Annotated in this window: 25 protein-coding genes; 18 read left to right on the top strand and 7 right to left on the bottom strand. The window is 73.2% G+C overall.

Translation table 11 applies throughout. The annotated features are described in order from the left end of the window. Positions 1-3 precede the first annotated feature (3 nt). The 8 genes from ABZ898_RS19440 to ABZ898_RS19405 all read left to right on the top strand — a co-directional run bounded on the left by ABZ898_RS19440 (position 4) and on the right by ABZ898_RS19405 (position 8,554). On the top strand, positions 4-1,104 hold the full coding sequence (locus tag ABZ898_RS19440) for a nitronate monooxygenase (protein ID WP_361659991.1): 1,101 nt from the start codon (positions 4-6) through the stop codon (positions 1,102-1,104). Further along, a complete protein-coding gene (locus ABZ898_RS19435) occupies positions 1,101-1,847 on the top strand; it encodes a 16S rRNA (uracil(1498)-N(3))-methyltransferase (RefSeq protein WP_361659988.1) in 747 nt (248 codons plus the stop codon). Before ABZ898_RS19440 ends, ABZ898_RS19435 begins: the two co-directional genes overlap by 4 nt. 1 nt (position 1,848) lies before the next feature. Continuing rightward, positions 1,849-2,241 carry a VOC family protein gene (locus ABZ898_RS19430; protein WP_361659986.1) on the top strand — a complete coding sequence of 131 codons (393 nt, stop codon included), beginning with the start codon at positions 1,849-1,851 and terminating at the stop codon, positions 2,239-2,241. A gap of 109 nt (positions 2,242-2,350) precedes the next feature. Continuing rightward, positions 2,351-2,899, top strand: a complete 549-nt coding sequence (locus tag ABZ898_RS19425) for a hypothetical protein (protein ID WP_361659983.1) — start codon at positions 2,351-2,353, stop codon at positions 2,897-2,899. 57 nt (positions 2,900-2,956) lie between these two features. After that, entirely contained in the window at positions 2,957-6,211 is a 3,255-nt protein-coding gene (locus ABZ898_RS19420) for a S41 family peptidase (RefSeq protein ID WP_361659980.1), read from the top strand. 43 nt (positions 6,212-6,254) lie between these two features. Next, positions 6,255-6,608, top strand: a complete 354-nt coding sequence (locus tag ABZ898_RS19415; protein WP_361659978.1) for a histidine triad nucleotide-binding protein — start codon at positions 6,255-6,257, stop codon at positions 6,606-6,608. Between the two features lie 6 nt (positions 6,609-6,614). Continuing rightward, positions 6,615-7,520 carry a ribonuclease Z gene (locus ABZ898_RS19410; RefSeq protein WP_361659976.1) on the top strand — a complete coding sequence of 302 codons (906 nt, stop codon included), beginning with the start codon at positions 6,615-6,617 and terminating at the stop codon, positions 7,518-7,520. A gap of 29 nt (positions 7,521-7,549) precedes the next feature. Further along, positions 7,550-8,554, top strand: a complete 1,005-nt coding sequence (locus ABZ898_RS19405; protein WP_361659973.1) for an adenosine deaminase — start codon at positions 7,550-7,552, stop codon at positions 8,552-8,554. Positions 8,555-8,626: 72 nt separating this feature from the next. On the opposite strand, the gene ABZ898_RS19400 is transcribed toward ABZ898_RS19405, so the two are convergent. After that, positions 8,627-10,096, bottom strand: a complete 1,470-nt coding sequence (locus tag ABZ898_RS19400) for an MFS transporter (protein ID WP_361659970.1) — start codon at positions 10,094-10,096, stop codon at positions 8,627-8,629. 519 nt (positions 10,097-10,615) lie between these two features. On the opposite strand from ABZ898_RS19400, the gene ABZ898_RS19395 reads away from it, so the two are divergent. The 8 genes from ABZ898_RS19395 to ABZ898_RS19360 all read left to right on the top strand — a co-directional run bounded on the left by ABZ898_RS19395 (position 10,616) and on the right by ABZ898_RS19360 (position 18,748). After that, positions 10,616-11,566, top strand: coding sequence for a 5-dehydro-4-deoxyglucarate dehydratase (locus tag ABZ898_RS19395; RefSeq protein ID WP_361659967.1), 951 nt, complete (start codon positions 10,616-10,618; stop codon positions 11,564-11,566). Further along, positions 11,563-12,852, top strand: a complete 1,290-nt coding sequence (locus ABZ898_RS19390) for a glucarate dehydratase family protein (RefSeq protein WP_361659964.1) — start codon at positions 11,563-11,565, stop codon at positions 12,850-12,852. Before ABZ898_RS19395 ends, ABZ898_RS19390 begins: the two co-directional genes overlap by 4 nt. A gap of 202 nt (positions 12,853-13,054) precedes the next feature. Further along, positions 13,055-14,206 (top strand): PfkB family carbohydrate kinase, encoded by a 1,152-nt coding sequence (locus ABZ898_RS19385; protein WP_361659961.1) that lies wholly within the window; start codon positions 13,055-13,057, stop codon positions 14,204-14,206. Between the two features lie 220 nt (positions 14,207-14,426). Continuing rightward, complete coding sequence (locus ABZ898_RS19380) at positions 14,427-15,506, top strand: PhoH family protein (protein ID WP_361659958.1); 1,080 nt, start codon at positions 14,427-14,429, stop codon at positions 15,504-15,506. 12 nt (positions 15,507-15,518) lie between these two features. Further along, positions 15,519-16,016 carry an rRNA maturation RNase YbeY gene (gene ybeY / locus ABZ898_RS19375; RefSeq protein WP_361659955.1) on the top strand — a complete coding sequence of 166 codons (498 nt, stop codon included), beginning with the start codon at positions 15,519-15,521 and terminating at the stop codon, positions 16,014-16,016. 11 nt (positions 16,017-16,027) lie between these two features. Continuing rightward, the gene (locus ABZ898_RS19370; RefSeq protein ID WP_361659952.1) at positions 16,028-17,326 is read left to right on the top strand and encodes a hemolysin family protein; all 1,299 of its coding nucleotides are present in this window, start codon (positions 16,028-16,030) and stop codon (positions 17,324-17,326) included. Next, the gene (locus tag ABZ898_RS19365) at positions 17,323-17,682 is read left to right on the top strand and encodes an MmcQ/YjbR family DNA-binding protein (protein ID WP_361659949.1); all 360 of its coding nucleotides are present in this window, start codon (positions 17,323-17,325) and stop codon (positions 17,680-17,682) included. The genes ABZ898_RS19370 and ABZ898_RS19365 overlap by 4 nt, the downstream gene beginning before the upstream one ends. 46 nt (positions 17,683-17,728) lie before the next feature. Then, positions 17,729-18,748, top strand: coding sequence for a S66 peptidase family protein (locus ABZ898_RS19360; protein ID WP_361659946.1), 1,020 nt, complete (start codon positions 17,729-17,731; stop codon positions 18,746-18,748). Here the strand turns inward: ABZ898_RS19360 and ABZ898_RS19355 are convergent, their stop codons facing one another. Beyond that, a complete protein-coding gene (locus tag ABZ898_RS19355; protein ID WP_361659943.1) occupies positions 18,749-20,164 on the bottom strand; it encodes an MFS transporter in 1,416 nt (471 codons plus the stop codon). It lies immediately after the preceding gene. Positions 20,165-20,337: 173 nt separating this feature from the next. On the opposite strand from ABZ898_RS19355, the gene ABZ898_RS19350 reads away from it, so the two are divergent. Then, on the top strand, positions 20,338-21,153 hold the full coding sequence (locus tag ABZ898_RS19350; protein ID WP_361660115.1) for a helix-turn-helix transcriptional regulator: 816 nt from the start codon (positions 20,338-20,340) through the stop codon (positions 21,151-21,153). Beyond that, the gene (locus ABZ898_RS19345; protein ID WP_361659940.1) at positions 21,150-21,500 is read left to right on the top strand and encodes a cytidine deaminase; all 351 of its coding nucleotides are present in this window, start codon (positions 21,150-21,152) and stop codon (positions 21,498-21,500) included. The genes ABZ898_RS19350 and ABZ898_RS19345 overlap by 4 nt, the downstream gene beginning before the upstream one ends. 102 nt (positions 21,501-21,602) lie before the next feature. On the opposite strand, the gene ABZ898_RS19340 is transcribed toward ABZ898_RS19345, so the two are convergent. From ABZ898_RS19340 to ABZ898_RS19320, 5 genes are all read right to left on the bottom strand, one after another. Continuing rightward, on the bottom strand, positions 21,603-22,826 hold the full coding sequence (locus ABZ898_RS19340; protein WP_361659938.1) for a hypothetical protein: 1,224 nt from the start codon (positions 22,824-22,826) through the stop codon (positions 21,603-21,605). After that, positions 22,819-23,034, bottom strand: coding sequence for a hypothetical protein (locus ABZ898_RS19335; protein ID WP_329011034.1), 216 nt, complete (start codon positions 23,032-23,034; stop codon positions 22,819-22,821). The genes ABZ898_RS19340 and ABZ898_RS19335 overlap by 8 nt, the downstream gene beginning before the upstream one ends. A gap of 142 nt (positions 23,035-23,176) precedes the next feature. Further along, the gene (locus ABZ898_RS19330; RefSeq protein WP_361659935.1) at positions 23,177-23,428 is read right to left on the bottom strand and encodes a hypothetical protein; all 252 of its coding nucleotides are present in this window, start codon (positions 23,426-23,428) and stop codon (positions 23,177-23,179) included. Between the two features lie 151 nt (positions 23,429-23,579). Then, positions 23,580-23,918, bottom strand: coding sequence for a P-II family nitrogen regulator (locus ABZ898_RS19325; RefSeq protein WP_361659932.1), 339 nt, complete (start codon positions 23,916-23,918; stop codon positions 23,580-23,582). Next, a complete protein-coding gene (locus ABZ898_RS19320) occupies positions 23,915-25,210 on the bottom strand; it encodes an ammonium transporter (protein ID WP_361659930.1) in 1,296 nt (431 codons plus the stop codon). The genes ABZ898_RS19325 and ABZ898_RS19320 overlap by 4 nt, the downstream gene beginning before the upstream one ends. Positions 25,211-25,279 lie beyond the last annotated feature (69 nt).

The raw sequence follows: 25,279 nt of genomic DNA, 5'->3' as shown, positions 1-25,279 counted from the left end.
GGCATGTCCTCCGCACTGGCCGATCTCGTCGTGCATCCGATCGTGCAGGCCCCGATGGCGGGCGGTGTCTCCGTGCCGGAGCTGGCGGCCGCCGTCTCCGAGGCCGGAGGGCTCGGCTTCCTCGCCGCGGGCTACAAGACCGCGGACGGCATGTACCGCGAGATCAAACGCCTGCGCGGGCTGACCAGCCGCCCCTTCGGCGTCAACGTCTTCCTGCCCCAGCCCGCCCACGCCGAGTCCGGCGCGGTCGAGCTGTACGCGCAGCAACTGGCCGGTGAGGCCGCCTGGTACGAGACCGAGACCGGTGATCCCGACGGCGGCCGCGACGACGGCTACGACGCCAAGCTCGCCGTCCTGCTGGACGATCCCGTCGCCGCCGTCTCCTTCCACTTCGGTGTGCCCGACCCCGAGGCGCTGGCCGCGCTGCGCCGCGCCGGGACCGTCACCCTGGTCACCGCCACCACCGTCGAGGAGGCCCGCGCGGTCGAGCGGGCCGGGGCGGACGCGGTGATCGCGCAGGGCATCGAGGCGGGAGGCCACCAGGGCACCCACCGCGACCTCGCGGAGAACGACGGCACCGGGCTCGGCCTGCTGTCCCTTCTCGCCCAGGTCGCCGAGGCCGTCGACATCCCGGTCGTCGCCGCCGGAGGCATCATGCGCGGCGCGCAGATCGCCGCCGCGCTCGCCGCCGGGGCCACCGCCGTCCAGCTGGGCACCGCCTTCCTCGCCACCCCCGAGTCCGGCGCCCCCGAGGTCCACAAGCGGGCGCTGACCGACCCGGTCTTCCCCCGCACCGAGCTGACCCGGGCCTTCTCCGGGCGCCCGGCCCGCGCCCTGACCAACCGGTTCCTGCGCGAGCACGGGCCCTACGCGCCCGCCGCCTACCCCGACGTGCACCACCTGACCTCGCCGCTGCGCAAGGCCGCCACCGCCGCCGGGGACGCCCAGGGCATGTCGCTGTGGGCGGGCCAGGGCCACCGGCTGGCCCGGCCGCTGCCCGCCGCCGAACTCGTCCGCACCCTCGCCGCCGAACTCAACCTCGTACGAGGCGAGTTCGGGAGCCGGCACCGACCCATCCGAAACCAAGGAGGAGACGCGCGATGACCGCGCCCGTCTTCGTCGTCGAGCACTTCCGCACGGACGGCGCCCGTTACGTACTCGACGGCCCCGAGGGGCGGCACGCCGTCTCCGTGAAGCGTCTGGAGCCCGGCGAGGAGGTCGTCCTCACCGACGGCGCCGGGCGCTACGCCGTGTGCGAGGTGGTCGGGACGGAGGGCAAGGACCGGCTGATCGTCCACCTGGCGTCCGTCGCCGAGGAGCCGCCGCCGTCCCCGCGCATCACCGTCGTCCAGGCCCTCCCCAAGGGCGACCGGGGCGAACTCGCCGTGGAGACCATGACCGAGACCGGGGTCGACCGGATCGTGCCCTGGCAGGCGTCGCGCTGCATCACCCAGTGGAAGGGGGAGCGCGGGCTCAAGGCGCTCGGCAAGTGGCGCTCCACCGCCCGCGAGGCCGGCAAGCAGTCCCGCCGGGTCCGCTTCCCCGAGGTCGCGGACACGGCGACGACCAAGCAGGTCGCGGCACTTCTCGCGCGGGCCGACTTCGCCGCGGTGCTCCACTCCGACTTCGCGCACGAGAGCATCCCGCTCGCCACCGCCGAACTGCCCTCCGAGGGTGAGATCGTGCTCGTGGTCGGCCCCGAAGGGGGCGTCTCGCGCGACGAGTTGGCACTCTTCGAGGAGGCGGGCGCCCGCGCCTGCGTGCTCGGCCCGTCCGTGCTGCGCACCTCCACCGCGGGCACCGCCGCGACCGCCCTGCTGCTGGGCCGCACCGGGCGCTGGTCCTGACATGGAACTCGCCCAGGTCCGCCTGCTGGTCACGGACTTCCCCGCCTGCTACCGCTTCTACGCCGAAGTCCTCGGCCTGCGCCCCCAGTCGGGCTCGGCCGAGGGCCCGTACGAGAAGTTCAGCCCGCACGCCGGGTCCGCCGGGATCGCCCTGCAGGACCGGGCGTCGATGGCCGAGGTGCTCGCCGGCCTGGGGGACACCGCCACCGGGCATCGCTCCCTGGTCGTGCTCCGGGTCGACGACCTCGACGCCTACTGCGCCGAGATCACCGGCCGGGGCGCCGAACTGGTCCACGGCCCGGCGGACTTCACCGGCCGGATGCGGGTGGCCCATCTGAAGGACCCCGAGGGGAACCTGGTGGAACTCCAGGAGTGGCTGCTGATGCCCGGCTGACGGCGACGGCCGCCAGCAGCTCCCGTCCACGGTGGCCACGGCCGCACGTTCGGGTGACTGGCTTCATGTGGTCTTCCGCCGCCGGGGAGTCGGTGGGACGCTGGGCCGTATGGGGGTATCGAGGTGGATTCGCCGGGGTCCGCGTCCGGCGCGGGCGCTCGCCGTGGCCGGGCTCGTGGTGCTGGGCGCCGGTGCGGTGACGGCCTGTCAGCCGGGTGACCTGGGGGCGGCCTCGGTCGCGTACACCACCGACTCGACCGCGACCGACGCGCTGAAGAAGCGCCATGTGGACGTCAGTTGGCTGACCTGCACCGGGCGCCAGGGAGGCGGGGGAGGCGCCACGGTCTCGCCGAGCGAGTCCACCGTCGTCACCGTGGACTGCCAGGGACGCACCACGGACGGGCGGGACATCAAGGTCACCGGCAGGGTGACCCGCGCGGTGAGCGGCGCCTGCGTGCGCGGGAACCTCACGGCCGAGGTGGGCGGGCGGCAGGTGTTCCGGGTCAGCGGGCTCGGCGACTGCGACGCCACCCCCGGCCCGGTGTACACCCCGCCGGCCACCTACCGGCCCGGCGGACGGCCCACGGTGACCGTCACCGTCACCCGCACCCTGTGGTGCGAGCAGGACCCCGCCTGCCGGCCCGTCGAGGGCAAGTGACGAAAGGAGTGATCAATTCCGGGTCCGCGGGCCCCGGTCCGCGCGTAGGGTGACCGCGTGACTCAGGGTGCTGCCATCGAAGACGCCGCCTCGTACCTCCGATTCCCGCACATACGCGGCGACTTGATCACCTTCACCGCCGAGGACGACGTCTGGGTCGCCCCGCTGGACGGCGGCCGGGCCTGGCGGGTCAGTGCCGACAACATGCCGGTGGACCACCCCCGCATCTCGCCCGACGGCACCACCCTCGCCTGGACCTCCACCCGCGACGGCGCCCCCGAGGTGCACACCGCCCCCGTCGACGGCGGGCCCTCGCGGCGCCTGACCCACTGGGGCAGCCCCCGCACCCAGGTCCGCGGCTGGACCCCCGACGGCGAGGTGCTGGCGATCAGCGCGGCCGGACGGCACAGCACCCGGCAGACCTGGGCCCGCGCCGTCCCGCTCGACGGCGGCCCGGCCGCCACCCTTCCCCACGGCCCCGTGGGAGCGGTCGCCCACGGCCCGCACACCGTGCTGCTGTCCGCCCGGATGAGCCGCGACGCCTCCGCGTGGAAGCGGTACCGGGGCGGCACCGCGGGCAAGCTGTGGATCGACCGCGACGGCGACGGCGAGTTCGTCCGGCTGCACGAGGAGCTGGACGGCGACATCGAGTACCCGTCCTGGGTCGGCGACCGCCTCGCCTTCCTCTCCGACCACGAGGGCACCGGCGCCCTGTACTCCTCCCTGGCCGACGGCTCCGACCTGCGCCGCCACACCCCCCTCGGAGGCTTCTACGCCCGGCACGCCGCGAGCGACGGCACCCGCGTCGTCTACGTCAGCGCGGGCCGGCTCTGGGTCCTGGACGACCTCGACGGCGCCGAGCCGCGCCGACCCGGCATCCGGCTCGGCGGCGCCCGCGCGGACCTCCAGCCCCATGTGCTGGACGCCGCCCGCTGGCTCGACTCCGCGGCCCCCGACCACACCGCGCGCGGCAGCGCGGTCGCCGTACGCGGCACCGTCCACTGGGTCACCCACCGCGCCGGACCCGCCCGCGCCCTCGCCGCCCGGCCCGGCATACGCGCCCGGCTGCCGCGCACCTTCCGCACCGGCGGCGAGGAGTGGGTGGTGTGGGTGACCGACGCCGAGGGCGACGACGCGCTGGAGTTCGCGCCCGCCACCGGCCCTGCCCCCGGCACCGCCCCGCGCCGCCTCGCCGCCGGTGCGCTCGGCCGGGTCCTCGAACTCGCCGTGTCCCCCGACGGCACCCGCGCCGCCGTCGCCTCCCACGACGGACGGCTGCTGCTCGTCGAGCGGGAGACCGGCGAGATCCGCGAGGTCGACCGCAGCGAGCACGGCGAGGTGCACGGCCTCGCCTTCTCACCCGACTCCGGCTGGCTGGCCTGGGCCCACCCCGGTCCCCGTCCGCTCTCCCAGATCCGGATCGCGGCGACCACCGACCTCACCGTCACCGAGGCCACCCCGCTGCGCTTCGCCGACCACGAACCGGTCTTCACCCACGACGGGCGCCACCTCGCCTTCCTCTCCGACCGCGCCTTCGACCCCGTCTACGACAGCCATGTCTTCGACCTCGCCTTCGTCGAGTCGGTCCGCCCGCACCTGATCACCCTCGCCGCCACCACGCCCTCCCCCTTCGGCCCCCAGCGCCACGGCCGCCCCGTGGACACCGCCGACCGGGACGAGACCCCGGGCACCGAGGGCGCCCCCGCCACCCGTATCGACCTCGACGGGCTCGCCGACCGCATCGTGCCCTTCCCCGTCGAGGCCGCCCGGTACAGCCACCTGCGCGCCGCCAAGGACGGCGTGCTCTGGCTGCGCCACCCGGTGCGCGGTGTCCTCGGCGCCTCCCGCGCCACCCCCGAAGCCCCCGACCCCAGGACCGAGCTGGAGCGCTACGACCTCGCCCAGCACCGGCTGGAGCATCTCGCCGCCGACGCCGCCCACTTCGAGGTCAGCGGCGACGGCCGCCGCGTACTGCTGTGGAGCGACGGCACCCTCCGCGTCGTACCCGCCGACCGGCGCGCCCCGGACGACGACGACGGCGACGCCCGCGTCACCGTCGACCTCGGCCGCGTGAGGCACACCGTCGACCCGGTCGCCGAACGGCGGCAGATGTACGACGAGACGGGCCGGCTCATGCGGGACAACTTCTGGCGCCCCGACCTGGGCGGCGTCGACTGGGACGGCGTGCTGGACCGCTACCGTCCGGTCCTCGACCGCCTCGCCACCCACGACGACCTGGTGGACCTCCTCTGGGAGGTGCACGGCGAACTCGGGACCTCCCACGCCTATGTCATCCCCGGCGGCGCCTGGAGCGACGGCGCCCCGCAGGGGCTGCTCGGCGCGGACATCTCCCGGCACGAGGACGGCGGCTGGCGGATCGACCGGGTGCTGCCCTCGGAGACCTCCGACCCGCGGGCCCGGTCCCCGCTCGCCGCGCCCGGCGTCGCCGTCCGCGCCGGGGACACCCTCCTCGCCGTGGGCGGCCACCCCGTCGACCCGGTCACCGGGCCCGGCCCGCTGCTGCTCGGCACGGCCGGCAAGCCCGTCGAGCTGACCGTCGCCCCGGCCGGCGGCGGCGAACCCCGGCACGCGGTCGTGGTCCCCCTCGCCGACGAGGAGCCGCTGCGCTACCACGCCTGGGTGGCCGGCCGCCGCGCCCACGTCCACGAACGTTCCGGGGGCCGCCTCGGCTACCTCCACGTCCCCGACATGCAGGCCCCCGGCTGGGCCCAGATCCACCGCGACCTGCGGGTGGAGGTCGCCCGCGAGGGCCTCGTCGTGGACGTCCGCGAGAACCGCGGCGGCCACACCTCCCAGCTCGTCGTGGAGAAGCTCGCCCGCCGCGTCGTCGGATGGGACCTCCCGCGCGGCACGCGCCCCGAGAGCTACCCCCAGGACGCCCCCCGGGGACCGGTGGTGGCCGTCGCCGACGAGTTCTCCGGCTCCGACGGCGACATCGTGAACGCCGCGATCCGGGCCCTCGGCATCGGCCCCGTCGTCGGCATGCGCACCTGGGGCGGAGTCATCGGCATCGACAGCCGCTACGACCTGGTCGACGGCACGATCGTCACCCAGCCCAAGTACGCCTTCTGGATGGAGAGCGGGGGCTGGGAGGTGGAGAACCACGGCGTCGACCCGGACGTGGAGGTCCCCATGCGCCCCCAGGACTGGGCGGCGGGGACGGACCCACAGCTGGACAAGGCGGTGGACCTGGCCCTGGAAGCACTGGAGAGGGAACCCGCGAAGACGCCTCCAGGTCTGCCGGCTCCAGGGGCACGCCCAGCCCCCACGCACCCGCACCCGAACGACTAGGATGCCGAAGGCAAAGATCACCGGCGAAAGCGAGCGCGGCGACATGGCAGGGGAACCCCAAGAGGACTGCCTCTTCTGCAACATCATCGCGGGCAAGGTCCCCGCAGACGTGGTCAGGGAGACCGACACCACCCTCGCCTTCCGGGACATAAACCCCCAGGCCCCCACCCACATCCTGGTGATCCCCAAGGCCCACTACAAGAACGCCGCGGAACTCGCCGCCGAAGCACCGCAGGTGGCCGCCGACGTCCTCGCGGAGACCCGCGGAGTCGCCGAGGGCGAGTCCCTGGAGAGCTACCGCACCGTCTTCAACACCGGCAGCGGTGCCGGCCAGACCGTCTGGCACGCCCACGCGCACGTCCTCGGCGGCCGGGGCCTCAACTGGCCCCCCGGATGACCCGTCATGTCCGCACGTGAACTGGTGGTGCTCGGCACCGCCAGCCAGGTCCCGACCCGGCACCGCAACCACAACGGCTACCTGCTGCGCTGGGACGGCGAGGGCATCCTCTTCGACCCCGGCGAGGGCACCCAGCGGCAGATGCTGCGGGCCGGGGTCGCCGCGCACGACCTGAACCGGATCTGCGTCACCCACTTCCACGGCGACCACAGCCTGGGCCTGGCCGGGGTGATCCAGCGGATCAACCTGGACCGGGTGCCGCACCCGGTCACCGCGCACTACCCGCGCTCGGGGCAGCGCTTCTTCGACCGGCTGAGGTACTCCACCGCCTACCGGGAGACCGTCGACCTCACCGAGGCACCCGTCGACACCGACGGCACCCTCGCCGCCGCCCCCTCCTACACGCTCCAGGCGTACCGGCTGTCCCACCCGGTGGAGTCCTACGGCTACCGGCTCGTCGAGCCCGACGGGCTGCGCATGCTCCCCGGCCGCCTGGCCGAGCACGGCATCTCCGGTCCCGACGTGGGCCGCATCCAGCGGGAGGGCTCGCTCGGCGGGGTCACGCTGGAGGAGGTCAGCGAGACACGGCGCGGGCAGCGGTTCGCGTTCGTCATGGACACCCGGCTGTGCCCCGGTGTGCACGCCCTCGCCGAGGGCTGCGACCTGCTCGTCATCGAGTCCACCTTCCTCGACGAGGACGTGAAGCTCGCCGAGGAGCACGGTCATCTGACGGCCGGGCAGGCGGCGGCCGTGGCCCGGGACGCCGGGGTGCGGCACCTCGTCCTCACCCACTTCAGCCAGCGCTACTCCGACCCGGCCGAGTTCGAGCGGCAGGCCCGCGCGACCGGGTTCGAGGGCGAGCTGACCGTGGCGCGCGACCTGGACCGCGTGCCGGTGCCCAAGCGCCGCTGAGCGTGCGGGGGCGGGCGTAGGATATTTCGATGCCCCTCCCCAAAGCTGAACTGCACCTGCACATCGAAGGCACACTGGAGCCGGAGCTTGCGTTCCGCCTGGCCGAGCGCAACGGCGTGGAGCTTTCCCACGCCGACACCGAGGCCCTGCGCGAGGCGTACCGGTTCGAGGACCTCCAGTCCTTCCTGAACCTGTACTACGAGCTGATGGCCGTCCTGCGCACCGAGCGGGACTTCGAGGAGCTGGCCGACGCCTATCTCGCCCGCGCGGCGGAGCAGGGTGTGCGGCACGCGGAGATCTTCTTCGACCCGCAGGCCCACCTCGCGCGCGGGGTGGAGATGGGGACCGTGGTCGAGGGCCTGTGGCGGGCGCTGGGCCGCAGCGAGGAGACCCACGGCGTCTCCACCAAGCTGATCATGTGCTTCCTGCGCGACGAGTCCGCCGAGTCGGCGCTCGCCACGCTGGACGCCGCCAAGCCGTACCTGGACCGGATCACCGCCGTCGGCCTGGACTCCGCAGAGGTGGGCAACCCGCCGGAGAAGTTCCGCGAGGTGTACGACGCCGCCGCCGCGCTCGGCCTGCGCCGGGTGGCGCACGCCGGTGAGGAGGGTCCGCCGGAGTACGTCGTCCAGGCCCTGGACCTGCTCGGGGTGGAGCGCGTCGACCACGGGCTGCGGTCCATGGAGGACCCGGCGCTGGTGGAGCGGCTGGTCCGGGACCGCGTCCCGCTGACCCTGTGCCCGCTGTCCAACGTCCGCCTGCGCACGGTCGACACGCTGGCCGACCACCCGCTCCCGGCGATGCTGGAGGCGGGGCTGATGTGCACGGTCAACTCCGACGACCCGGCCTACTTCGGCGGTTACGCGGGCGACAACTTCCACGCCGTCCGCGACACCCTCGGTCTCTCCGAGGACCAGATGCGCGAGCTGGCCCGCAACTCCTTCCTCGCCTCCTTCCTGGAGGACGACGAGGAGCGCCGGGCGCGGTACCTGGCCGAGGTCGAGGCGTACGAGTTCCCCGGCCGGGAGTCGTAGCAGCCCTCCGCATGCGTGCGAGGCCCCCCTGTGGAAAGGGGGGCCTCGTCGCGTTTCCGGGGTGCCGGGGGCTCAGGCCGGAATGGTCGCGCCGGGGGTCTTCCCGGCGTGGGAGGTGCCCATGGCCCGGAGCTCCCCCACGGAGATGTCCGTGAGCGGGATCTGCACGACCGGGATGCCCTTGGCGGGCAGGTCCAGCGCGGTGGCTCCGCCGACCAGGATCTCCCCGGCCAGGATCTCTTCGGTCCGGGTGTCCCCGGCGGCCGGATCGGTGACGGGGGTCTCCCGCAGGGAGATCTCCACGACGGGGAGGGCCTTGAACTGGACCGCCACGACCTCGACGCCGGAGACCGGTTCCGTGAGGGGGGCCTCGGCGAGCGGGCCGGCCGCGATCGGGATCTCCACGATCCGCAGGCGGCGGGGTGCCGTGCGCAGGGCGACCGCGGTCATCGGGACGGCCGCCAGCAGCAGTGCCGCCGCCAGGATGCCGCCCATGGCGGGGAACCCGGCGCGGGCGGACAGCAGGCTCCCGGTCAGGGGACCGGCCGCCGTGCCGAGGGACGCCGCGGAGCCGACCAGCACCGCCCAGCGGCCGCGTGTGTCGAGGGCGGCGGCCAGGCTGATGACGTAGGACAGCACCACCGGGTAGCAGAGGTTCCACGCGATCTCGCCCAGCGCGAAGGAGGGCAGGTCGGTGGCCGAGGCGCTGAGCGCGATGCAGGCCGCGATCAGCGCCGTACCCAGCCCGATCGGCAGTGCGCGACCGAGGCGTGGGCCGAGGGCGCTCGCGCCGACCACGCCCAGCAGACCGGCGCCCAGCGCGACCGCGAACACCGCGCCGACCGTGATCTCGGTGAGGTGCGCCTGCCCGAGGCCGATGCGCCCGCTCACGCCCCACAGCGCGTTCTGCGCCAGCGACCAGCAGGGCATCGTGGCGGCCAGCAGCAGCCCGGCCCGGCGGTGGGGGAGCGGCCGGCGCACGACGGCGGGGCCTGCCGCCGGGGCGGTACGGGCGGGGAGCCGGCCGGTGAACGGCCATATGGCGAGCGCGGTCAGCGCGATCGCGCCGAGCGGCAGCCCGTGGCCGGGGCCGAGGCGGGGGATCGTCAGATAGAGGGCACCCGCCAGGGCGGAGACCATGAGCAGCCCGGACGTGGTGGCCCGGTGCGGATCACGTCCGGCGGCGATACCGCTCGCGGCGACCGCCGTCATCGTGCCGGAGCCGAGGCCCCCGACGACCGCGCCGAGCACCACGGCGGGCACGGAGTCGGTGAGGGCGGCGCAGCCGTAGCCGAGGACGGCCAGGGTGAGACCCAGCCGGGCGACCGCACGGGCGCCGAACCGGTCGACGCGGCCGGCCAGCGTGAATCCGGCGGACGCCGAACTCAGCAGCAGGGCGCTGCCGATGGCACCGGCCTGGGTGGCGGACAGCGGCAGCGCGCTGTCGAGACGGCCGACCGTGGTCGGCAGGAGGTACGAGGCCAGGTACCCGGCCGTGAAAAGGGCGACGAGGGGCCAGGGAGTGGAGCGGGGGGCGGACACGGGCGTTCCCAGGGCAGGCGAGAGCGACAGCTCGACGAGGAGAAAAGAGGGGGAGGGGCGACGGCCGTCTGTTCGACGGGAGCGCGCGAGCAAGTTGTATCAAGCACGCGGTTTCGAGAAGAAACTCGGCCGATGTGATCTAGAGCACTATCATGTTTGCTCTTTGTCGGGCCGGGTAGACACCATTGATTTCGCGCTCGAACGCCCGGACGGTGATCGCACAGAACTCCGGGATGCGCTATGGTTGTTCACGTCGCGGTCGCCGGAACTCCCGGTGGCGGACAGTGCGTTGGTGGTCCAAGGAAAGACGCCCCGCTTCCTGCGGGGAAATGCAGGTGCAAGGCCTGCCCGGCGCTCCGAACAGAGCCCCATCCCGCTTCGAGCGGGGTGGGGCTCTTTGCTGCGCGCCCCCGCTCCGCGCCTCCCTGCTTCTTTCACGCCTGAACTGCGCCCCATTGACTGCCTCCGTACGTGTACCTAGCCTCGGTTCTCATACATGGACGGCATTCACAAGAGGAGATGGTGCGGGTGAGCGGCGTTCCGCAGGACGTGGCCCGGCGGCTGCGGGAGGGGATGGCGCGGGGCGTGCTCTCCTTCCCGCTCACCGCTTTCCACGACGACGGCACCCTCGATCCCGACGGCTGCCGCGCCCACGTGGCCGCCCGCCTCGCCGCGGGCCCCGGCGCCCTCTTCCCCGCCTGCGGCACCGGGGAGTTCTTCTCCCTGGACGAGGACGAGTACCGCCAGGTCGTCACCATCGCCGTCGAGGAGGCGGCCGGGCGGGTCCCGGTGGTCGCCGGGGCCGGCTACGGCTGGGCGCAGGCCGCCCGCTTCGCCGCGATCGCGGAGGAGGCCGGGGCCGACGCCCTGCTGGTGCTGCCGCACTACCTCGTCGCCGCCCCGCAGGACGGACTCGTCGCCCAGCTCGAACACCTCGCCGCCCGCACCCGGCTTCCGCTCATCGCCTACCAGCGCGACCAAGTCGCCTACACGGTGGACTCGTTGCGGCGGATCGCCGGCATCCCGAACGTCATCGGGCTCAAGGACGGCCACAGCGACCTCGACCGGCTCCAGCGTCTGACCCTCGCCGCCCCCGAGGGCTTCCTCTTCTTCAACGGCGCCGCCACCGCCGAGGTCCAGGCCCGCGCCTATACCGCCGTCGGCGTACCGGCCTACTCCTCCGCCGTGCACGCCTTCGCCCCCGAGATCGCCACCGCCTTCCGGACCGCCCTGACCGCCGGGGACGACGACACGGCCGACCGGCTGCTGCGCGGCTTCTACGTCCCCTTCGTCGAACTGCGCGACCGCACCGCCGGATACGCCGTCTCCCTGGTCAAGGCCGCCGCCCGGCTCAGGGGCGCGCGCGTCGGACCCGTACGGGCGCCCCTGACCGACCCCGGTGCCGCCGACACCGCCGCGCTGAAGGAACTCCTGGCCGCCGGACTCGACCTCGTGGGAGCCGCCCTGTGACCCCGGACCTGACCATCACCGAGGTCCGGCTGACCCCGGTCCTGGTGGCCGACCCGCCACTGCTCAACACGCAGGGCGTGCACCAGCCGTACACACCCCGGCTGATCGTGGAGGTGGTCACCGCGGGCGGTGCCACGGGGCTCGGCGAGACGTACGGCGACACCGACTACCTGGAGCCCGCCCGCGCGCTCGCCGACCGGCTCACCGGACACCGGGTCACGGACGTGAACGCGCTGTTCTCCCTCGATCTCCCGGTCGACGCCGGCCGGGGCGCGGGCGGCCTCGACGCGGGCGGGCTGCGCGGGGTGCGGAACGCCGACAAGCTGCGGCTGTCCGTGCTCTCCGCCTTCGAGGTCGCCTGCCTGGACGCCCAGGGACGGGCGCTCGGGCTCCCCGTGCACGCGCTGCTCGGCGGGAAACTGCGGGACTCCGTCGAGTACAGCGCCTACCTCTTCTACAAATGGGCCGCCCACCCCGACGGGGTCGCCGCCGAGCCGGACGAGTGGGGCGCCGCGCTCGACCCGGCCGGAGTGGTCGCCCAGGCCCGCGCGCTCAGTGAACGGCACGGGTTCACCTCCTTCAAGCTCAAGGGCGGCGTCTTCCCGCCGGAGGAAGAGGTCGCGGCCGTGCACGCGCTCGCCGAGGCGTTCCCCGGCGCCCCGCTGCGGCTCGACCCCAACGGGGCCTGGTCCGTGCCGACCGCGCTGAAGGTCGCGGAGGAACTCGCCGGCGTGCTGGAGTACCTGGAGGACCCGGTGCTGGGCACCGCCGCCATGGCCGAGGTGGCCGCGCGGACCGGGGTGCCGCTCGCCACCAACATGTGCGTCACCACCGTCGGGGAGATCAAGGAGGCGTTCACCCGCGACGCCGTGCAGGTGGTGCTCTCCGACCACCACTACTGGGGCGGCCTGCGCAACACCCGCCACCTCGCCGCGATCTGCGCCGCCTTCGGCGTCGGGGTGTCCATGCACTCCAACACCCACCTCGGCATCAGCCTCGCCGCGATGACCCAGGTCGCCGCCACCGTGCCGGACCTCCACCACGCCTGCGACTCCCACTACCCCTGGCAGAGCGAGGACGTGCTCACCGAACGCGTGCCCTTCACCGCCGGCCGCGTCGCCGTCTCCGACCGGCCCGGCCTCGGCGTCGAACTCGACCGCGACGCCCTCGCCCGCCTCCACCACCGCTGGCTGGCGGACGACGGGTCGCTGCGCGAGCGGGACGACGCACGGGCGATGCGCCGCGCGGACCCGACCTGGCGGACACCGGTGATGCCACGCTGGTGACCAGCCCGCGCCGCGCCTGGCGGACACCGGTGATCCCGCGCTGGTGACCGGCCCGCCCCCGCGCCGCCACAAGCCCTCCCACGACACCGCGCGCTCCCGCGAGCCCCCGCCGCACACGGATTCCGGCCGCACGGCCCTCGGTCACCCGGCGTCGAGTGGTGCACACTGGCCAGATCCGCACCACGTCAGGGAGCCCGCACCGATGCCGTCCCACGCGATCGCCGGAGAGGAAACCGGAGGCGAACCGGAGCACCTCACGCAGACCGCCCGCCGCCAGGCCCAGGTCGACCCGCTCGCCGCCCTGCGCGCCCCCGGCGATCCGCCCTGGGACGTCTATCTGACCGGCACCGTCTTCCTCGACATCGTCTTCACCGGTCTGGAGGCGGCACCGGTGCGCGGCACCGAGTCGTGGGCGCGCGGCATGGGCTCCAGCCCCGGCGGCGTCGCCAACATGGCCGCCGCGCTGGCCCGCCTCGGCCTGCGCACCTCCCTCGCGGCGGCCTTCGGGGACGACCACTACGGCGAGTACTGCTGGGACGCGCTGGCCCACGGCGAGGGCATCGACCTCACCCCCTCGCGCACGGTGCCCGGCTGGCACTCCCCGGTCACCGTCTCCATGGCGTACGAGGGCGAACGCACGATGATCTCCCACGGGCACGAGCCGCCCCCGGAGGAGACCGCGCCCGACTGCCCGCCGCCCGCCCGCGCCGCGGTGGCCTCCCTCACCCCCGGCCGGCGCGCTCCCTGGATCGCCCAGGCGGCCCGCGAGGGCACCCGGATCTTCGCCGACGTCGGCTGGGACGACACCGGCGCCTGGGACCTGGCCTCGCTGCCCGACCTGAAGCACTGCGAGGCGTTCCTGCCCAACGCGGAGGAGGCGATGCGCTACACCGGCTCGACCTGCCCCAAGGCGGCCGCGCACGCCCTCACCGAACATGTGCCGGTCGCGGTCGTCACCCTCGGCGCCGAGGGCGCCTACGCGGTGGACCGGCGCACCGGCGAGACCGCCGAGGTGCCCGCCATCGCGGTGGAGGCCCTCGACCCCACCGGCGCCGGGGACGTCTTCGTGGCCGGCTTCGTCACCGGCTCCCTCGCCGGCCGGCCCCTCGCCGACCGCCTCGCCCTCGCCGGGCTCACCGCCGCCCTCTCCGTCCAGGAGTTCGGCGGCTCCCTGTCCGCGCCCGGCTGGTCGGAGATCGGCGCCTGGTGGCGCAGGGTCCAGTCCCTGCCGACCCAGAACCCCGCCGCCCTGCGCCGCTACGCCTTCCTCGACGCCCTCGTCCCCGCCCACCTCGACCGCCCCTGGCCCCTGCGCCGGGCCGTCCCGACGATCGGCTTCGGCCGCACGACCTGAGACGGCCTCCGGCGGAGAGACGGGAAGCGAAGCGGCACCGGCCCCCATCCCGCACCCGCCCACGGCGAATCCCCGCACCCGTCGCCCAGGCGTCGCAGCCACTCGCGTGGGGGAAAACCGCTGCGGTGTTGACGGGACCCCGGCGTACTCTGGACGTGCGAGGCCGCCGTCAGGGGGGCGGCCGTGACGAGGAGGACACGCAGGCCATCAGCGCCGGCCCATGACTCAGACACCGACAGCCCACACCTCCGCACAGGACCGGGCGAGAGCACGGATCAGCGTTCCGGCACAGCACCCGATGGTGACCGTGCTCGGTTCCGGCGACTCCCTCCTGCGCGTGATCGAGAAGGCCTTCCCGGCGGCCGACATCCACGTCCGGGGCAACGAGATCAGCGCGGTCGGCGACCCGGCGGAAGTCGCCCTGATCCAGCGCGTGTTCGACGAGATGATGCTGGTGCTCCGCACCGGGCAGCCGATGACGGAGGACGCAGTGGAACGCTCGATCGCCATGCTCAAGGCGAGCGACCAGGGAACGAGCGACGGCCCCGAGACCCCGGCCGAGGTGCTGACGCAGAACATCCTGTCCTCGCGCGGGCGCACGATCCGCCCGAAGACGCTGAACCAGAAGCGCTACGTCGACGCGATCGACAAGCACACCATCGTCTTCGGCATCGGCCCCGCGGGCACCGGCAAGACCTACCTGGCCATGGCCAAGGCCGTGCAGGCACTGCAGTCCAAGCAGGTCAACCGCATCATCCTGACCCGCCCGGCGGTCGAGGCCGGCGAACGCCTCGGCTTCCTCCCCGGCACCCTGTACGAGAAGATCGACCCGTACCTGCGCCCGCTCTACGACGCCCTGCACGACATGCTCGACCCCGACTCGATCCCGCGCCTGATGGCGGCGGGCACGATCGAGGTGGCGCCGCTGGCGTACATGCGCGGCCGGACCCTGAACGACGCCTTCATCATCCTGGACGAGGCCCAGAACACCAGCCCCGAGCAGATGAAGATGTTCCTCACCCGGCTCGGCTTCGACTCGAAGATCGTCATCACCGGTGACGTGACCCAGGTCGACCTGCCCGGCGGCACCAAGAGCGGCCTGCGGCAGGTGCAGGAGATCCTGGAGGGCGTCGAGGACGTCCACTTCTCCCGGCTCTCGTCCCAGGACGTCGTCCGGCACAAGCTGGTGGGCCGTATCGTCGACGCGTACGAGAAGTACGACAGCCACCAAGGCACGGAGAGCGGCGCCCACCAGGGGGGCCGGGGCAGGACCGGCGCCAAGGGCTCCAAGGGGAAGTAGACCAGCACGACCATGTCGATCGACGTCAACAACGAATCCGGCACCGAGGTGGACGAGCAGGCGGTCCTCGACATCGCCCGCTACGCGCTCGCGCGGATGCGCATCCACCCGCTCTCCGAACTCTCGGTGATCGTCGTGGACGCCGACGCCATGGAGCAGCTCCACATCCAGTGGATGGACCTGCCCGGTCCGACGGACGTCATGTCGTTCCCGATGGACGAGCTGCGCCCGCCGGGCAAGGACGACGAGGAGCCCCCGCAGGGCCTCCTCGGCGACATCGTCCTGTGCCCGGAGGTCGCGGCGAAGCAGGGCAAGGAAGCGCCGACCGACCACTCCATGGACGAGGAACTGCAGCTGCTCACCGTCCACGGCGTGCTGCACCTCCTCGGCTACGACCACGAGGAGCCGGACGAGAAGGCCGAGATGTTCGGCCTCCAGGCCGCCATCGTCGACGGCTGGCGGGCCGAGCGCGGGCTGACCGGGCCGTCCCCGGCGCCGACCGTCTCGTAAGAGGGGTCGCCTTGAGTCCGCAGATCGTGACCGGCGCGGTCGCGCTGGTCGTCGTGGCCTGGCTCGCCGCCTGCGCGGAGGCGGGCCTCGCCCGTGTCTCCAGCTTCCGCGCCGAGGAGGCCGTCAAGTCCGGGCGGCGCGGCAGCGCCAAGCTGGCGCAGGTCGCCGCCGACCCCACCCGCTATCTCAACGTGGCCCTGCTGGTCCGCGTCGCCTGCGAGATGGCCGCCGCCGCCCTCGTCACCTACGGCTGCCTGCGCGCCTTCGACGCCACCTGGCAGGCGCTCCTGGTCGCCATCGCCGTGATGGTGCTGGTGTCGTACGTCGCCGTCGGCGTCTCGCCGCGCACCATCGGCCGCCAGCACCCGATCAGCACCGCCACCGCGGCCGCCTACGTGCTGCTGCCGCTGGCCCGCGTGATGGGCCCGGTGCCCTCGCTGCTGATCCTCATCGGCAACGCGCTCACCCCCGGCAAGGGCTTCCGGCGCGGCCCCTTCGCCTCCGAGGCGGAGCTGCGCGCCATGGTCGACCTCGCCGAGCAGGAGTCGCTGATCGAGGACGAGGAGCGCCGCATGGTGCACTCCGTCTTCGAACTGGGCGACACCCTGGTCCGCGAGGTGATGGTGCCGCGCACCGACCTCGTCGTCATCGAGCGGTACAAGACCATCCGCCAGGCCCTCACCCTCGCCCTGCGCTCCGGGTTCTCCCGCATCCCGGTGACCGGGGAGAGCGAGGACGACATCGTCGGCATCGTGTATCTGAAGGACCTGGTCCGCAAGACGCACATCAACCGCGACGCCGAGAACGACCTGGTCTCCACCGCGATGCGCCCCGCCGTCTTCGTCCCCGACACCAAGAACGCGGGCGACCTGCTGCGCGAGATGCAGAAGGAGCGCAACCACGTCGCCGTCGTCATCGACGAGTACGGCGGCACGGCCGGGATCGTCACCATCGAGGACATCCTGGAGGAGATCGTCGGCGAGATCACCGACGAGTACGACCGTGAACTCCCGCCCGTGGAGGACCTCGGCGAGGGCCGCCACCGCGTCACCGCCCGCCTGGACATCACCGACCTCGGTGAGCTGTACGGGCTGGAGGAGTACGACGACGAGGACGTGGAAACCGTAGGCGGACTGCTCGCGAAGGCGCTGGGCCGCGTGCCCATCGCCGGGGCGAGCGCCGAGGTCGAACTGCCCGACGAGCGACGGCTGAAGCTGACCGCCGAGGCCGCCGCCGGACGCCGGAACAAGATCGTGACGGTACTGGTCGAGCCCGCCGGGGTCCCGGCGCGGGAGGAGAGCACGGAATGAAGCCCCAGGAGCTGCGCGCCCTGTGCCTGTCCTTCAACGCGGTCACGGAGGAGTTCCCCTTCAACCCGGAGACCTCGGTCTTCAAGGTGCTGGGCAAGATGTTCGCCCTCTCGGCCCTGGACGCGCGGCCCCTGACGGTCAACCTCAAGAGCGACCCGGAGGACGCCCAGCGGCTCCGCGCCGACCACGAGGGCCTGATCGTGCCCGGGTACCACATGAACAAGCGGCACTGGAACACCGTGACGGCGGACTCCGACCTGCCCGACGCTCTCGTCAAGGAGCTGGTCGAGGACTCCTACGACCTCGTCGTCGCGGGCCTGCCGCGCGCGGAGCGGCTGAAGCTCGACCGCCCCTGAGGAAATCCCTGCGGGCGGGCGGTGACCCCGTGTCAGAATCCGCCGCATGACCCCTCGATACCCGCGCCCCCTGCGCCCCGGAGACCGCATCGGTGTGACCTCGCCCTCCAGCGGGGTCCCGGACGCCCTGCGCGGCCGGCTCGACGTGGCCGTGGGCGACCTGAAGGCGCGCGGGTACGAGGTGACGGTCGGCCGGTGCATGGACGGCTCCGGCCACCTCAGCGCCCCGGCCGCCGAGCGGGCCGCCGAACTCACCGCGATGCTCACCGACCCGGAGATCCGGGCCGTGGTGCCGCCCTGGGGCGGCGAGACCGGCATCGACCTGCTGCCGCTGCTGGACTTCGCGGAGATCGGCCGGGCCGAGCCCACCTGGGTCGTCGGCTACTCCGACCTCTCGACCCTGCTCGCCCCGCTCACCCTGCTCTCCGGGGTGGCCACCGTGCACGGCAACAACCTCATGGACACCCCCTACGCCACCCCTGACGGTCTGCTGAGCTGGCTGGACGTCGTCGAGGCGCCGCAGGGCGAGCCGTTCACCCAGACCCCGCCCGGCCGGTACCGCTCGGCCGGCTGGGACGACTTCGCCGGGCATCCCGGGGTCCGCGATCCGAGGCTGGACACCGAGGGCACCTGGACCCGGCTGGACGGCACCGGGGACGTGGACGTGAGCGGCCGGCTGATCGGCGGCTGCACCGAGATCCTGGCCCCCCTCGCCGGGACGCCGTACCTGGACACCGCGTCCTTCGCCCCCGGCGAGCCGCTGCTCGTCTACGTGGAGGCCTGCGAGGACAGCGCGTTCACCATCTGCCGGAACCTGCACGGGATGCGGCTCGCCGGGTTCTTCGACCGGGCCGCCGCGATCCTGGTCGGCCGCACCAAGGCCCCCGACAGCCCGGCCCTGAGCCAGCACGAGGCCGTGCTCGACGCGCTCGGCCCGCTGGGCGTGCCGATCGTCGCCGACGTCGAGTGCGGGCACGTCGCCCCATATCTGCCGCTGGTCAACGGCGCGCGCGGCCGCGTGGAACACACGGCCGCGCGCAGCGCGATCACCCAGACCCTGGACTGATCAGGCCCGGCCCCCGCGCAGCCCGAGGGCGATCAGGGCGGCCGCGCCGAGCACGATCACCGCGTCCAGCGCGATCACCGTGTGGACCCCGGTCAGCAGATCACCGCCGGTGGTGGCCAGCACGCCCAGCAGGGGCACGCCGACCGTGAGGCCGACCTGCTGGGTGGAGGTCACCAGCCCGGTGGCCAGCCCCTGCTCGCCGTCCGCCACACCCGAGGTGACGGTCAGGCCGTACGAGATGATCGCGCCGAGGTGGCACACGCTCGCCAGGGACACCGCCGCCGTGGCCAGCCACACCGACCCTCCCCGGGTGCCCAGCGGCAGCAGGGCGGCGACCAGGAGGCCCTGTCCGGCCAGCGAGCCGACCAGCGTGCGGCGGGCGCCGAACCGGCCGATCACCCTCGGCGCCAGCACGCCCGCCACCGCCGACAGCGCGCCCTGCACCCCGAAGACCAGACCGGTCTCGAACGCCGACAGGCGCAGCACCTCCTGGAGGTACAGGGTCAGCACGAACACCACGACCGACATCATCGAGAACGTGACCAGCCCGCCCAGGTTGCCCCACGCCACCGTCCGGCGGCGCAGCATCGGCAGCGAGACCAGCGGCGCGGACGTGCGGGACTCGATCACGGCGAACGCGGTCAGCAGCGCCAGGCCCGCCACCAGGGCGACCGGCACGTCGACCCGGCCGAAGCCGTGGCCGGCGGCGGTGGACATCGCGTAGATCAGCGACAGCAGTCCGGCGGTGACGGTGACGGCGCCGGGCACGTCCAGCCGGGGGCGCTCCGGGGTGCGGGACTCGGGCAGCAGACCCGGTGCCATGGGCAGCACGATCAGCGCGAACACGGCCAGCAGCGCCATCGTGGAGCGCCAGCCGAAGGTGTCGGTCAGCGTGCCGCCCGCGACCATGCCGATGGTGAAGCCCAGCGACAGCAGCGTGCCGGAGATGCCGAGCGCGCGGTCGCGGGCCGGGCCCTCGGGGAAGGTGGTCGTCAGCAGGGACATACCGGTCGGCACGATGGCCGCCGCGCCGAGCCCTTGCAGCGCGCGGCCGGTGAGGAAGGACGCGGGGTCCCAGGCCGCGGCCGCCAGCAGCGAGGCCGCGCCGAACAGGGCGAGCCCGGAGAGGAACAGCCTGCGGCGGCCGAAGAGGTCACCGACGCGGCCGAAGAGCAGCAGGAAGCCGCCCGAGGGGAGGGCGAACGCGGTGACCGCCCACTGGAGGGCGCCGCGGCTCATGCCGAGGCCCGAACCCAGATCGGGCAGCGCCACGTTCAGCACCGAGAAGTCGAGGGCGACCATGAACTGGGCCGCGCAGAGCACGAACAGCACGAGCCGGTCACGCGTGGACAGCCGGACGGGCCCGACCGGCCTGGTCGCAGGGGGAGTTGCGGGAGCTGGGGTGTCGATCGCCATGGCAAAGAGCTTCCGATGCCCGGAAGAAACGTGGGGAGTCGGAACTTATGGTGGTGGTGGCACCACCAGACACGGCGACGAGGGGGAACCGGGACGTGGCTGCGACGGCGAGCACGGCGGGCACGGCGAGTGCGCCGAGGGGTGAACGCCGCAGCGAACTGCGGGAGTTCCTGATGACCCGGCGCGCCCGGATCACCCCGCAGGAGGCCGGGCTGCCGCTCGGCGGACCCCGGCGCCGCACGGCGGGGCTGCGCCGCGAGGAGGTCGCGGTGCTGGCCGGGGTGGGCGCCTCCTGGTACCAGTGGCTGGAGCAGGGGCGGGACATCTCCGTCTCCCCGCAGGTGCTCGACGCGGTCTCGCGGGTGCTGCGGCTCAGCGACGCCGAACGGCGGCACCTGTACCTGCTGGCGGGCCTCAACGCGCCCGCGCCCGAGATCGTGCCGGACCGGCGGGACATGTGCGACGGGCTGCGCCGGCTGATCGACACCTGGATGCCCTACCCGGCGCACATCATGGACCGCTACTACAACTGCGTGATGCACAACGACGCGGCGGGCGCGGTCTTCGGCATGGGGCAGGGGATCACCACCCGCAACTGCCTGGTCGACTTCTTCACCGACCCGCTGTTCCGCAGCCGCTCACTGAGCTGGGAGACCAACGCCCGCACGGTCGTCGCCCAGTTCCGCGCCGCCTGCGCCGCCGACCCCGAGGACGAGGGGTTCCAGGCGGTGCTGGCCGAAGTGAGCGCCGCCAGTCAGGAGTTCACCGCGCTGTGGGCGGAACGGGACATCGAGGACCAGGGGCAGATCCGCAAGGAACTGATGCATCCGCGGGCCGGGCTGCTGGTGGTGGAGTCCACCGCGATGCGCGTGCCCGCCCGCCCCGACCTGCTGATCGTGCTGCACACCCCGCTCCCGGAGGCGGACACGGCGGCCAAGCTGGAGTGGCTGGCGGGGGCGCCGGACGGGGTTCGTATGCTCGGGGCATGAGCGAGAACGAGCTTGATCCCGAGGACCGGAAGATCGTGACCCTGGCGCGGTCGGTGCGAGCGCGGAACGCGGTGCCCGAGGGGGCCGCCGTGCGGGACTCGACGGGGCGCACGTACGCCGCCGGGTCCGTGTCGCTCCCCTCGCTCCGGCTGAGCGCCCTGCGCACGGCCGTCGCCATGGCGGTGGCCTCCGGCGCGGAGTCGCTGGAGGCGGCGGCGGTGGTCAGCGAGGCGGAGGCTCTTTCGGCGGAGGACCTGGCTGCTGTGGCCGACCTCGGAGGCACGGGTACGCCGGTACTCCTCGCCGGGGCGGACGGTGTCGTCCGGCTGACCGTCTCCGCGGGCTGACGCGAGAGAGCGAGGGCGGCCTGCCGCAGCGCGCGGTACGTCACCGGGAGCAGGAGGGGACGTACGCCGCGCTGTGGCCCGGCCGGTGCACGATTTCTGGACTCAGACGATCGACCTGATGGTCTTGTCCGCGTATCGCAGCGTCTCGTCGATGGCCTTGTTCATCTCCGGCAGGCTGTCGGGCTCCGCCGTGAGGAGAGCCCCGACGTTGATGCTGCTCACGGCGAGGAGGCACGCCGCCACGGTCAGGAACTCCTGGTACCGCTCCTGCCCCTCCTGCCCGAGTGATGCCCAGTCCCGAGGCTCCGGTGGCAGACTCGCCCGCCACTTCTCCAGGGCGTGCGTACCGTGGACGCTGACGTACTCCATGGTCTGCGGTGCGCGACTCAGCACGTCGGCCATCGAGTCGAAGCCTTGCTGTGACTGGTCCAGAGCCGCCTCCGCGTCCTCGACCTCGGTTCGCAGGCGCTCCTCCTCCGCCTTGGTCCGGCGCTTCTTCAGGACGTAGAAGCCCGCGGCCGCCAGCGCTGCCGCCGGGGCGGCGACCATGCCGGTGAGCAGGAGCGCGCCGCCCGCCATGCCCGCACCACCGGCGGCGAGCGTGCCGCCGCCCAGGAGAGCCAGGGTCGCGTTGGTGGCGGCGACCCCGGACAGCGTCGAGATGGCCGCTCCGGTGGAGGCGGTCCCGAACAACGCGGCGGCGGTGAACGCCCCGTAAGCCGCGGCGCCACCCGCGGCCACCCCTGCCGCACCGCCGGCCGCGGCACCGCGGATCGCGTTCGCGATCCCTGCGGACATGGCCTCGATGCGTCTCGCGGTGGGCACCTCGCCGGTGCTCTCGGTCTGTTCTTCGTGGGGCCTCATCGGCTCGGGCGCTCCGCCGATGCTCTCGGCCAGTTCCACGAACCTCAGGAAGAACTTGTCGCGGGCGACATCATGGACATCGTTGAAGGCTTCCGCGAGCTCTTGGGTGATCTTCGACCGCTGAGCTGCCTTCTCGCTGATCTCGGCGTGACGTCTTTTCGTCTCCGCGACCTGGTCGCGCAACTTCACCGGCCGCCGCCCTCGCTCACGTGCGAGAGACCTGGTCCGGTCCGCCGCCTCCTGCCTGAGCTGCTCGGATGTGAGCCCGAGGGCGAGGGCGATGGCGGCAAGGCGGTGCTCCCCGGGGCTGATGAGCCCGCGCTCGATCCGGGAGACCGAGACCGCGCCACCCCTTCCGTATTCGGCCTTCCTGGCCAGCTCCTCCTGAGTCAGTGGGGGGCTCAGGGCCTGGCGGTGCTCACGGATCACGAGGCCCATCGCCTCCGCGCTGAAGTCATTCACCGGTTCCGGTCCCCTTGGTCGGCGGGCGGTGGCGCAGCCAGGAGGACTTGACCTCATGTGCCAGCGCGGTACCGGAGCGGACAGCCCGGGCGCCATCCTGCGTGAACTGCTTGAACGCCTTGACGACGGCCGGGTCACGACGAACCTGGTTGGCGGTGTCGAGGTGGGCGGCAGCGATGGCCAAGTGGGCGGGGTTGAGGCGAGGCATGGCGGTGCACCTTTCGTCGCTCATAGTGCCTGGCCGAGAAACATAGCGTGACTTAGTGTCCAGCGTAGGCACTATGGCCGAATGCGCCGTCGTCCTCTGAGGAGCCGCTTCCGCACCGGGCTTCCGCAGTCGCCTGAGCCCGTCATTCGCCGAGTTGCCGAAGGACCTGCGTGAACTCGCCGTTCTCGATCAGGCCGACGAGCACTCGGATCATGTTGCCGATGCCGGCATCGCGGACGATGAGGCCGTCCGGCACCCGGAAGTAGCGGCCGCCCAGGGCTTCCCCGGTTGCGGCCCACCGCTTCATCGCAAGCTCGACCTGGACGAGCGTGATGAGGGTCGCGCTCCACCGGGAGCCGTCCGGAAGGTCGACGAAGACATCGACGTTGTCCACGGACTCCAGGTCCTCACCGGCGTTCGGTACGAACGCGGCTTCGAAGTGCTCTGTATGGAGCCGGTAGAAGGGGCCGTCCCAGACTCCCGGCTCTCCGCCCTGGCTCATACGTGAGACCCGGACCTCGTTCCGGAACGGTTTCCGGGTCGCATCACAGCGCGTCCGGTCCCCGTTCGCCCGTCCGCACCCGCACCACCGTCTCCACCGGCACGGACCACACCTTGCCGTCGCCGATCTTGCCCGTGCGGGCGGCCTCGACGATGGCGTCGATCGCCTGCTCGGCCGCCGCGTCCTCCACCACCAGTTCGAGGCGGACCTTGGGGACCAGGTCGACCTGGTACTCCGCGCCCCGGTAGACCTCGGTGTGGCCGCGCTGGCGGCCGTAGCCGCTGGCCTCGGTGACGGTGAGGCCGTCGATGCCGAGGTCGCGGAGGGCGGACTTCACCTCGTCCAGTCGGTACGGCTTCACGACGGCGGTGATGAGCTTCATGCGGGGCTCTCGGCCTTCCGGACGGGGGCGACGGGGGCGCCATGGCCCAGGACTCCGTGATCGTAGGCCGTCTCGGCGTGCACCGTAAGGTCGAGACCGGTGCGCTCCTCGTCCTCGCTCGCCCGCAGCCCCATCGTGCGGTCCAGCAGCCTGCCCAGGCCGTACGTCACCGCGAAGGCGTACCCGGCGACCGCGAGCACCGCGACCAGCTGCTTGCCGAGCAGGGCGAGCCCGCCGCCGTACAGCAGGCCCTCGGGGCCGCCCGTCATGACCTTGTCCGCGAACAGGCCGATCATCAGGGTGCCGATCACTCCGCCGACCAGGTGGACGCCGACGACGTCGAGGGAGTCGTCGTAGTTCAGCCGGAACTTCCAGCCCACCGCGTACGAGCACACGACACCCGCGGCCAGCCCGACGGCCAGCGCGCCCAGCAGCGGGACCGTGCCGCAGGACGGGGTGATGGCGACCAGGCCCGCGACCGCGCCGGAGGCGGCGCCCAGCGTCGTGGGGTGGCCGTCCCGCTTCTGCTCGACCAGCAGCCAGCCCAGCAGGCCGGTGCAGCCGGCGGCGAGGGTGTTGAGGAAGGCCGCCGCCGCGAGCCCGTTCGCGCCGAGCGCGGACCCCGCGTTGAAGCCGAACCAGCCGAACCACAGCAGACCGGTGCCGAGCATGACCATGGGGAGGCTGTGCGGCCGCATGGCGTCGCGCCGGAAACCCAGCCGGGGTCCGAGGACCAGGCACAGGGCGAGCCCCGAGGCACCGGACGTGATCTCGACCGGCAGGCCGCCCGCGAAGTCCAGCGCCCCCAGCTTCGCGCCGATCCACCCGCCCGGCCCCCACACCCAGTGGGTGACCGGAACGTATACGAGCAGCGTCCACACCGGCACCAGCACCAGCCACGCCCCGAACCGGGTCCGGTCCGCGACCGCGCCGCTGATCAGGGCCGCCGTGATGATGGCGAACGTGAGCTGGAAGGTCGCGAACAGCAGGGTCGGCACCGTGCCGTGCAGAGCGGCCGGGCCCACCCCGGCCATCCCCGCGTTCTCCAGCCCGCCCAGCAGGCCGCCGCCGAGGTCGTCGGTGAAGGCGAGGGAGTATCCGGCCGCCAGCCACACCACCGTGACCAGAGCGATGGACACGAAGCTCATCATCAGCATGTTGAGGACGCTCTTCGCGCGGACCATGCCGCCGTAGAACAGGGCCAGGCCCGGTGTCATCAGCAGCACCAGGGCGGTGGCGGCGAGCAGCCAGGCGGTGTCGCCGGAGTCGGCGTGCGCGGCGGCGAAGGTCACGGGCGTCTCCAGCGGTCCGGGGGAGCGGGCTCGTCAGAGGTTCACGGCTGCGCGTTTCCGGTCGCCTAC

The organism is Streptomyces sp. NPDC046860 (assembly GCF_040645115.1).
Lineage (GTDB): Bacteria > Actinomycetota > Actinomycetes > Streptomycetales > Streptomycetaceae > Streptomyces.
This window is presented reverse-complemented; position numbering and strand designations above follow the sequence as displayed.

Excerpts from the sequence above, each read along its gene's own strand:
- ABZ898_RS19440 (WP_361659991.1), top strand. The coding sequence starts at position 4 with ATGTCCTCCGCACTGGCCGATCTCGTCGTGCATCCGATCGTGCAGGCC.
- ABZ898_RS19435 (WP_361659988.1), top strand. The coding sequence starts at position 1,101 with ATGACCGCGCCCGTCTTCGTCGTCGAGCACTTCCGCACGGACGGCGCC.
- ABZ898_RS19430 (WP_361659986.1), top strand. The coding sequence starts at position 1,849 with ATGGAACTCGCCCAGGTCCGCCTGCTGGTCACGGACTTCCCCGCCTGC.
- ABZ898_RS19425 (WP_361659983.1), top strand. The coding sequence starts at position 2,351 with ATGGGGGTATCGAGGTGGATTCGCCGGGGTCCGCGTCCGGCGCGGGCG.
- ABZ898_RS19415 (WP_361659978.1), top strand. The coding sequence starts at position 6,255 with ATGGCAGGGGAACCCCAAGAGGACTGCCTCTTCTGCAACATCATCGCG.
- ABZ898_RS19410 (WP_361659976.1), top strand. The coding sequence starts at position 6,615 with ATGTCCGCACGTGAACTGGTGGTGCTCGGCACCGCCAGCCAGGTCCCG.
- ABZ898_RS19405 (WP_361659973.1), top strand. The coding sequence starts at position 7,550 with ATGCCCCTCCCCAAAGCTGAACTGCACCTGCACATCGAAGGCACACTG.
- ABZ898_RS19395 (WP_361659967.1), top strand. The coding sequence starts at position 10,616 with ATGGTGCGGGTGAGCGGCGTTCCGCAGGACGTGGCCCGGCGGCTGCGG.
- ABZ898_RS19385 (WP_361659961.1), top strand. The coding sequence starts at position 13,055 with ATGCCGTCCCACGCGATCGCCGGAGAGGAAACCGGAGGCGAACCGGAG.
- ABZ898_RS19380 (WP_361659958.1), top strand. The coding sequence starts at position 14,427 with ATGACTCAGACACCGACAGCCCACACCTCCGCACAGGACCGGGCGAGA.
- ybeY (WP_361659955.1), top strand. The coding sequence starts at position 15,519 with ATGTCGATCGACGTCAACAACGAATCCGGCACCGAGGTGGACGAGCAG.
- ABZ898_RS19365 (WP_361659949.1), top strand. The coding sequence starts at position 17,323 with ATGAAGCCCCAGGAGCTGCGCGCCCTGTGCCTGTCCTTCAACGCGGTC.
- ABZ898_RS19360 (WP_361659946.1), top strand. The coding sequence starts at position 17,729 with ATGACCCCTCGATACCCGCGCCCCCTGCGCCCCGGAGACCGCATCGGT.
- ABZ898_RS19355 (WP_361659943.1), bottom strand. The coding sequence starts at position 20,164 with ATGGCGATCGACACCCCAGCTCCCGCAACTCCCCCTGCGACCAGGCCG.
- ABZ898_RS19350 (WP_361660115.1), top strand. The coding sequence starts at position 20,338 with ATGACCCGGCGCGCCCGGATCACCCCGCAGGAGGCCGGGCTGCCGCTC.
- ABZ898_RS19345 (WP_361659940.1), top strand. The coding sequence starts at position 21,150 with ATGAGCGAGAACGAGCTTGATCCCGAGGACCGGAAGATCGTGACCCTG.
- ABZ898_RS19335 (WP_329011034.1), bottom strand. The coding sequence starts at position 23,034 with ATGCCTCGCCTCAACCCCGCCCACTTGGCCATCGCTGCCGCCCACCTC.
- ABZ898_RS19325 (WP_361659932.1), bottom strand. The coding sequence starts at position 23,918 with ATGAAGCTCATCACCGCCGTCGTGAAGCCGTACCGACTGGACGAGGTG.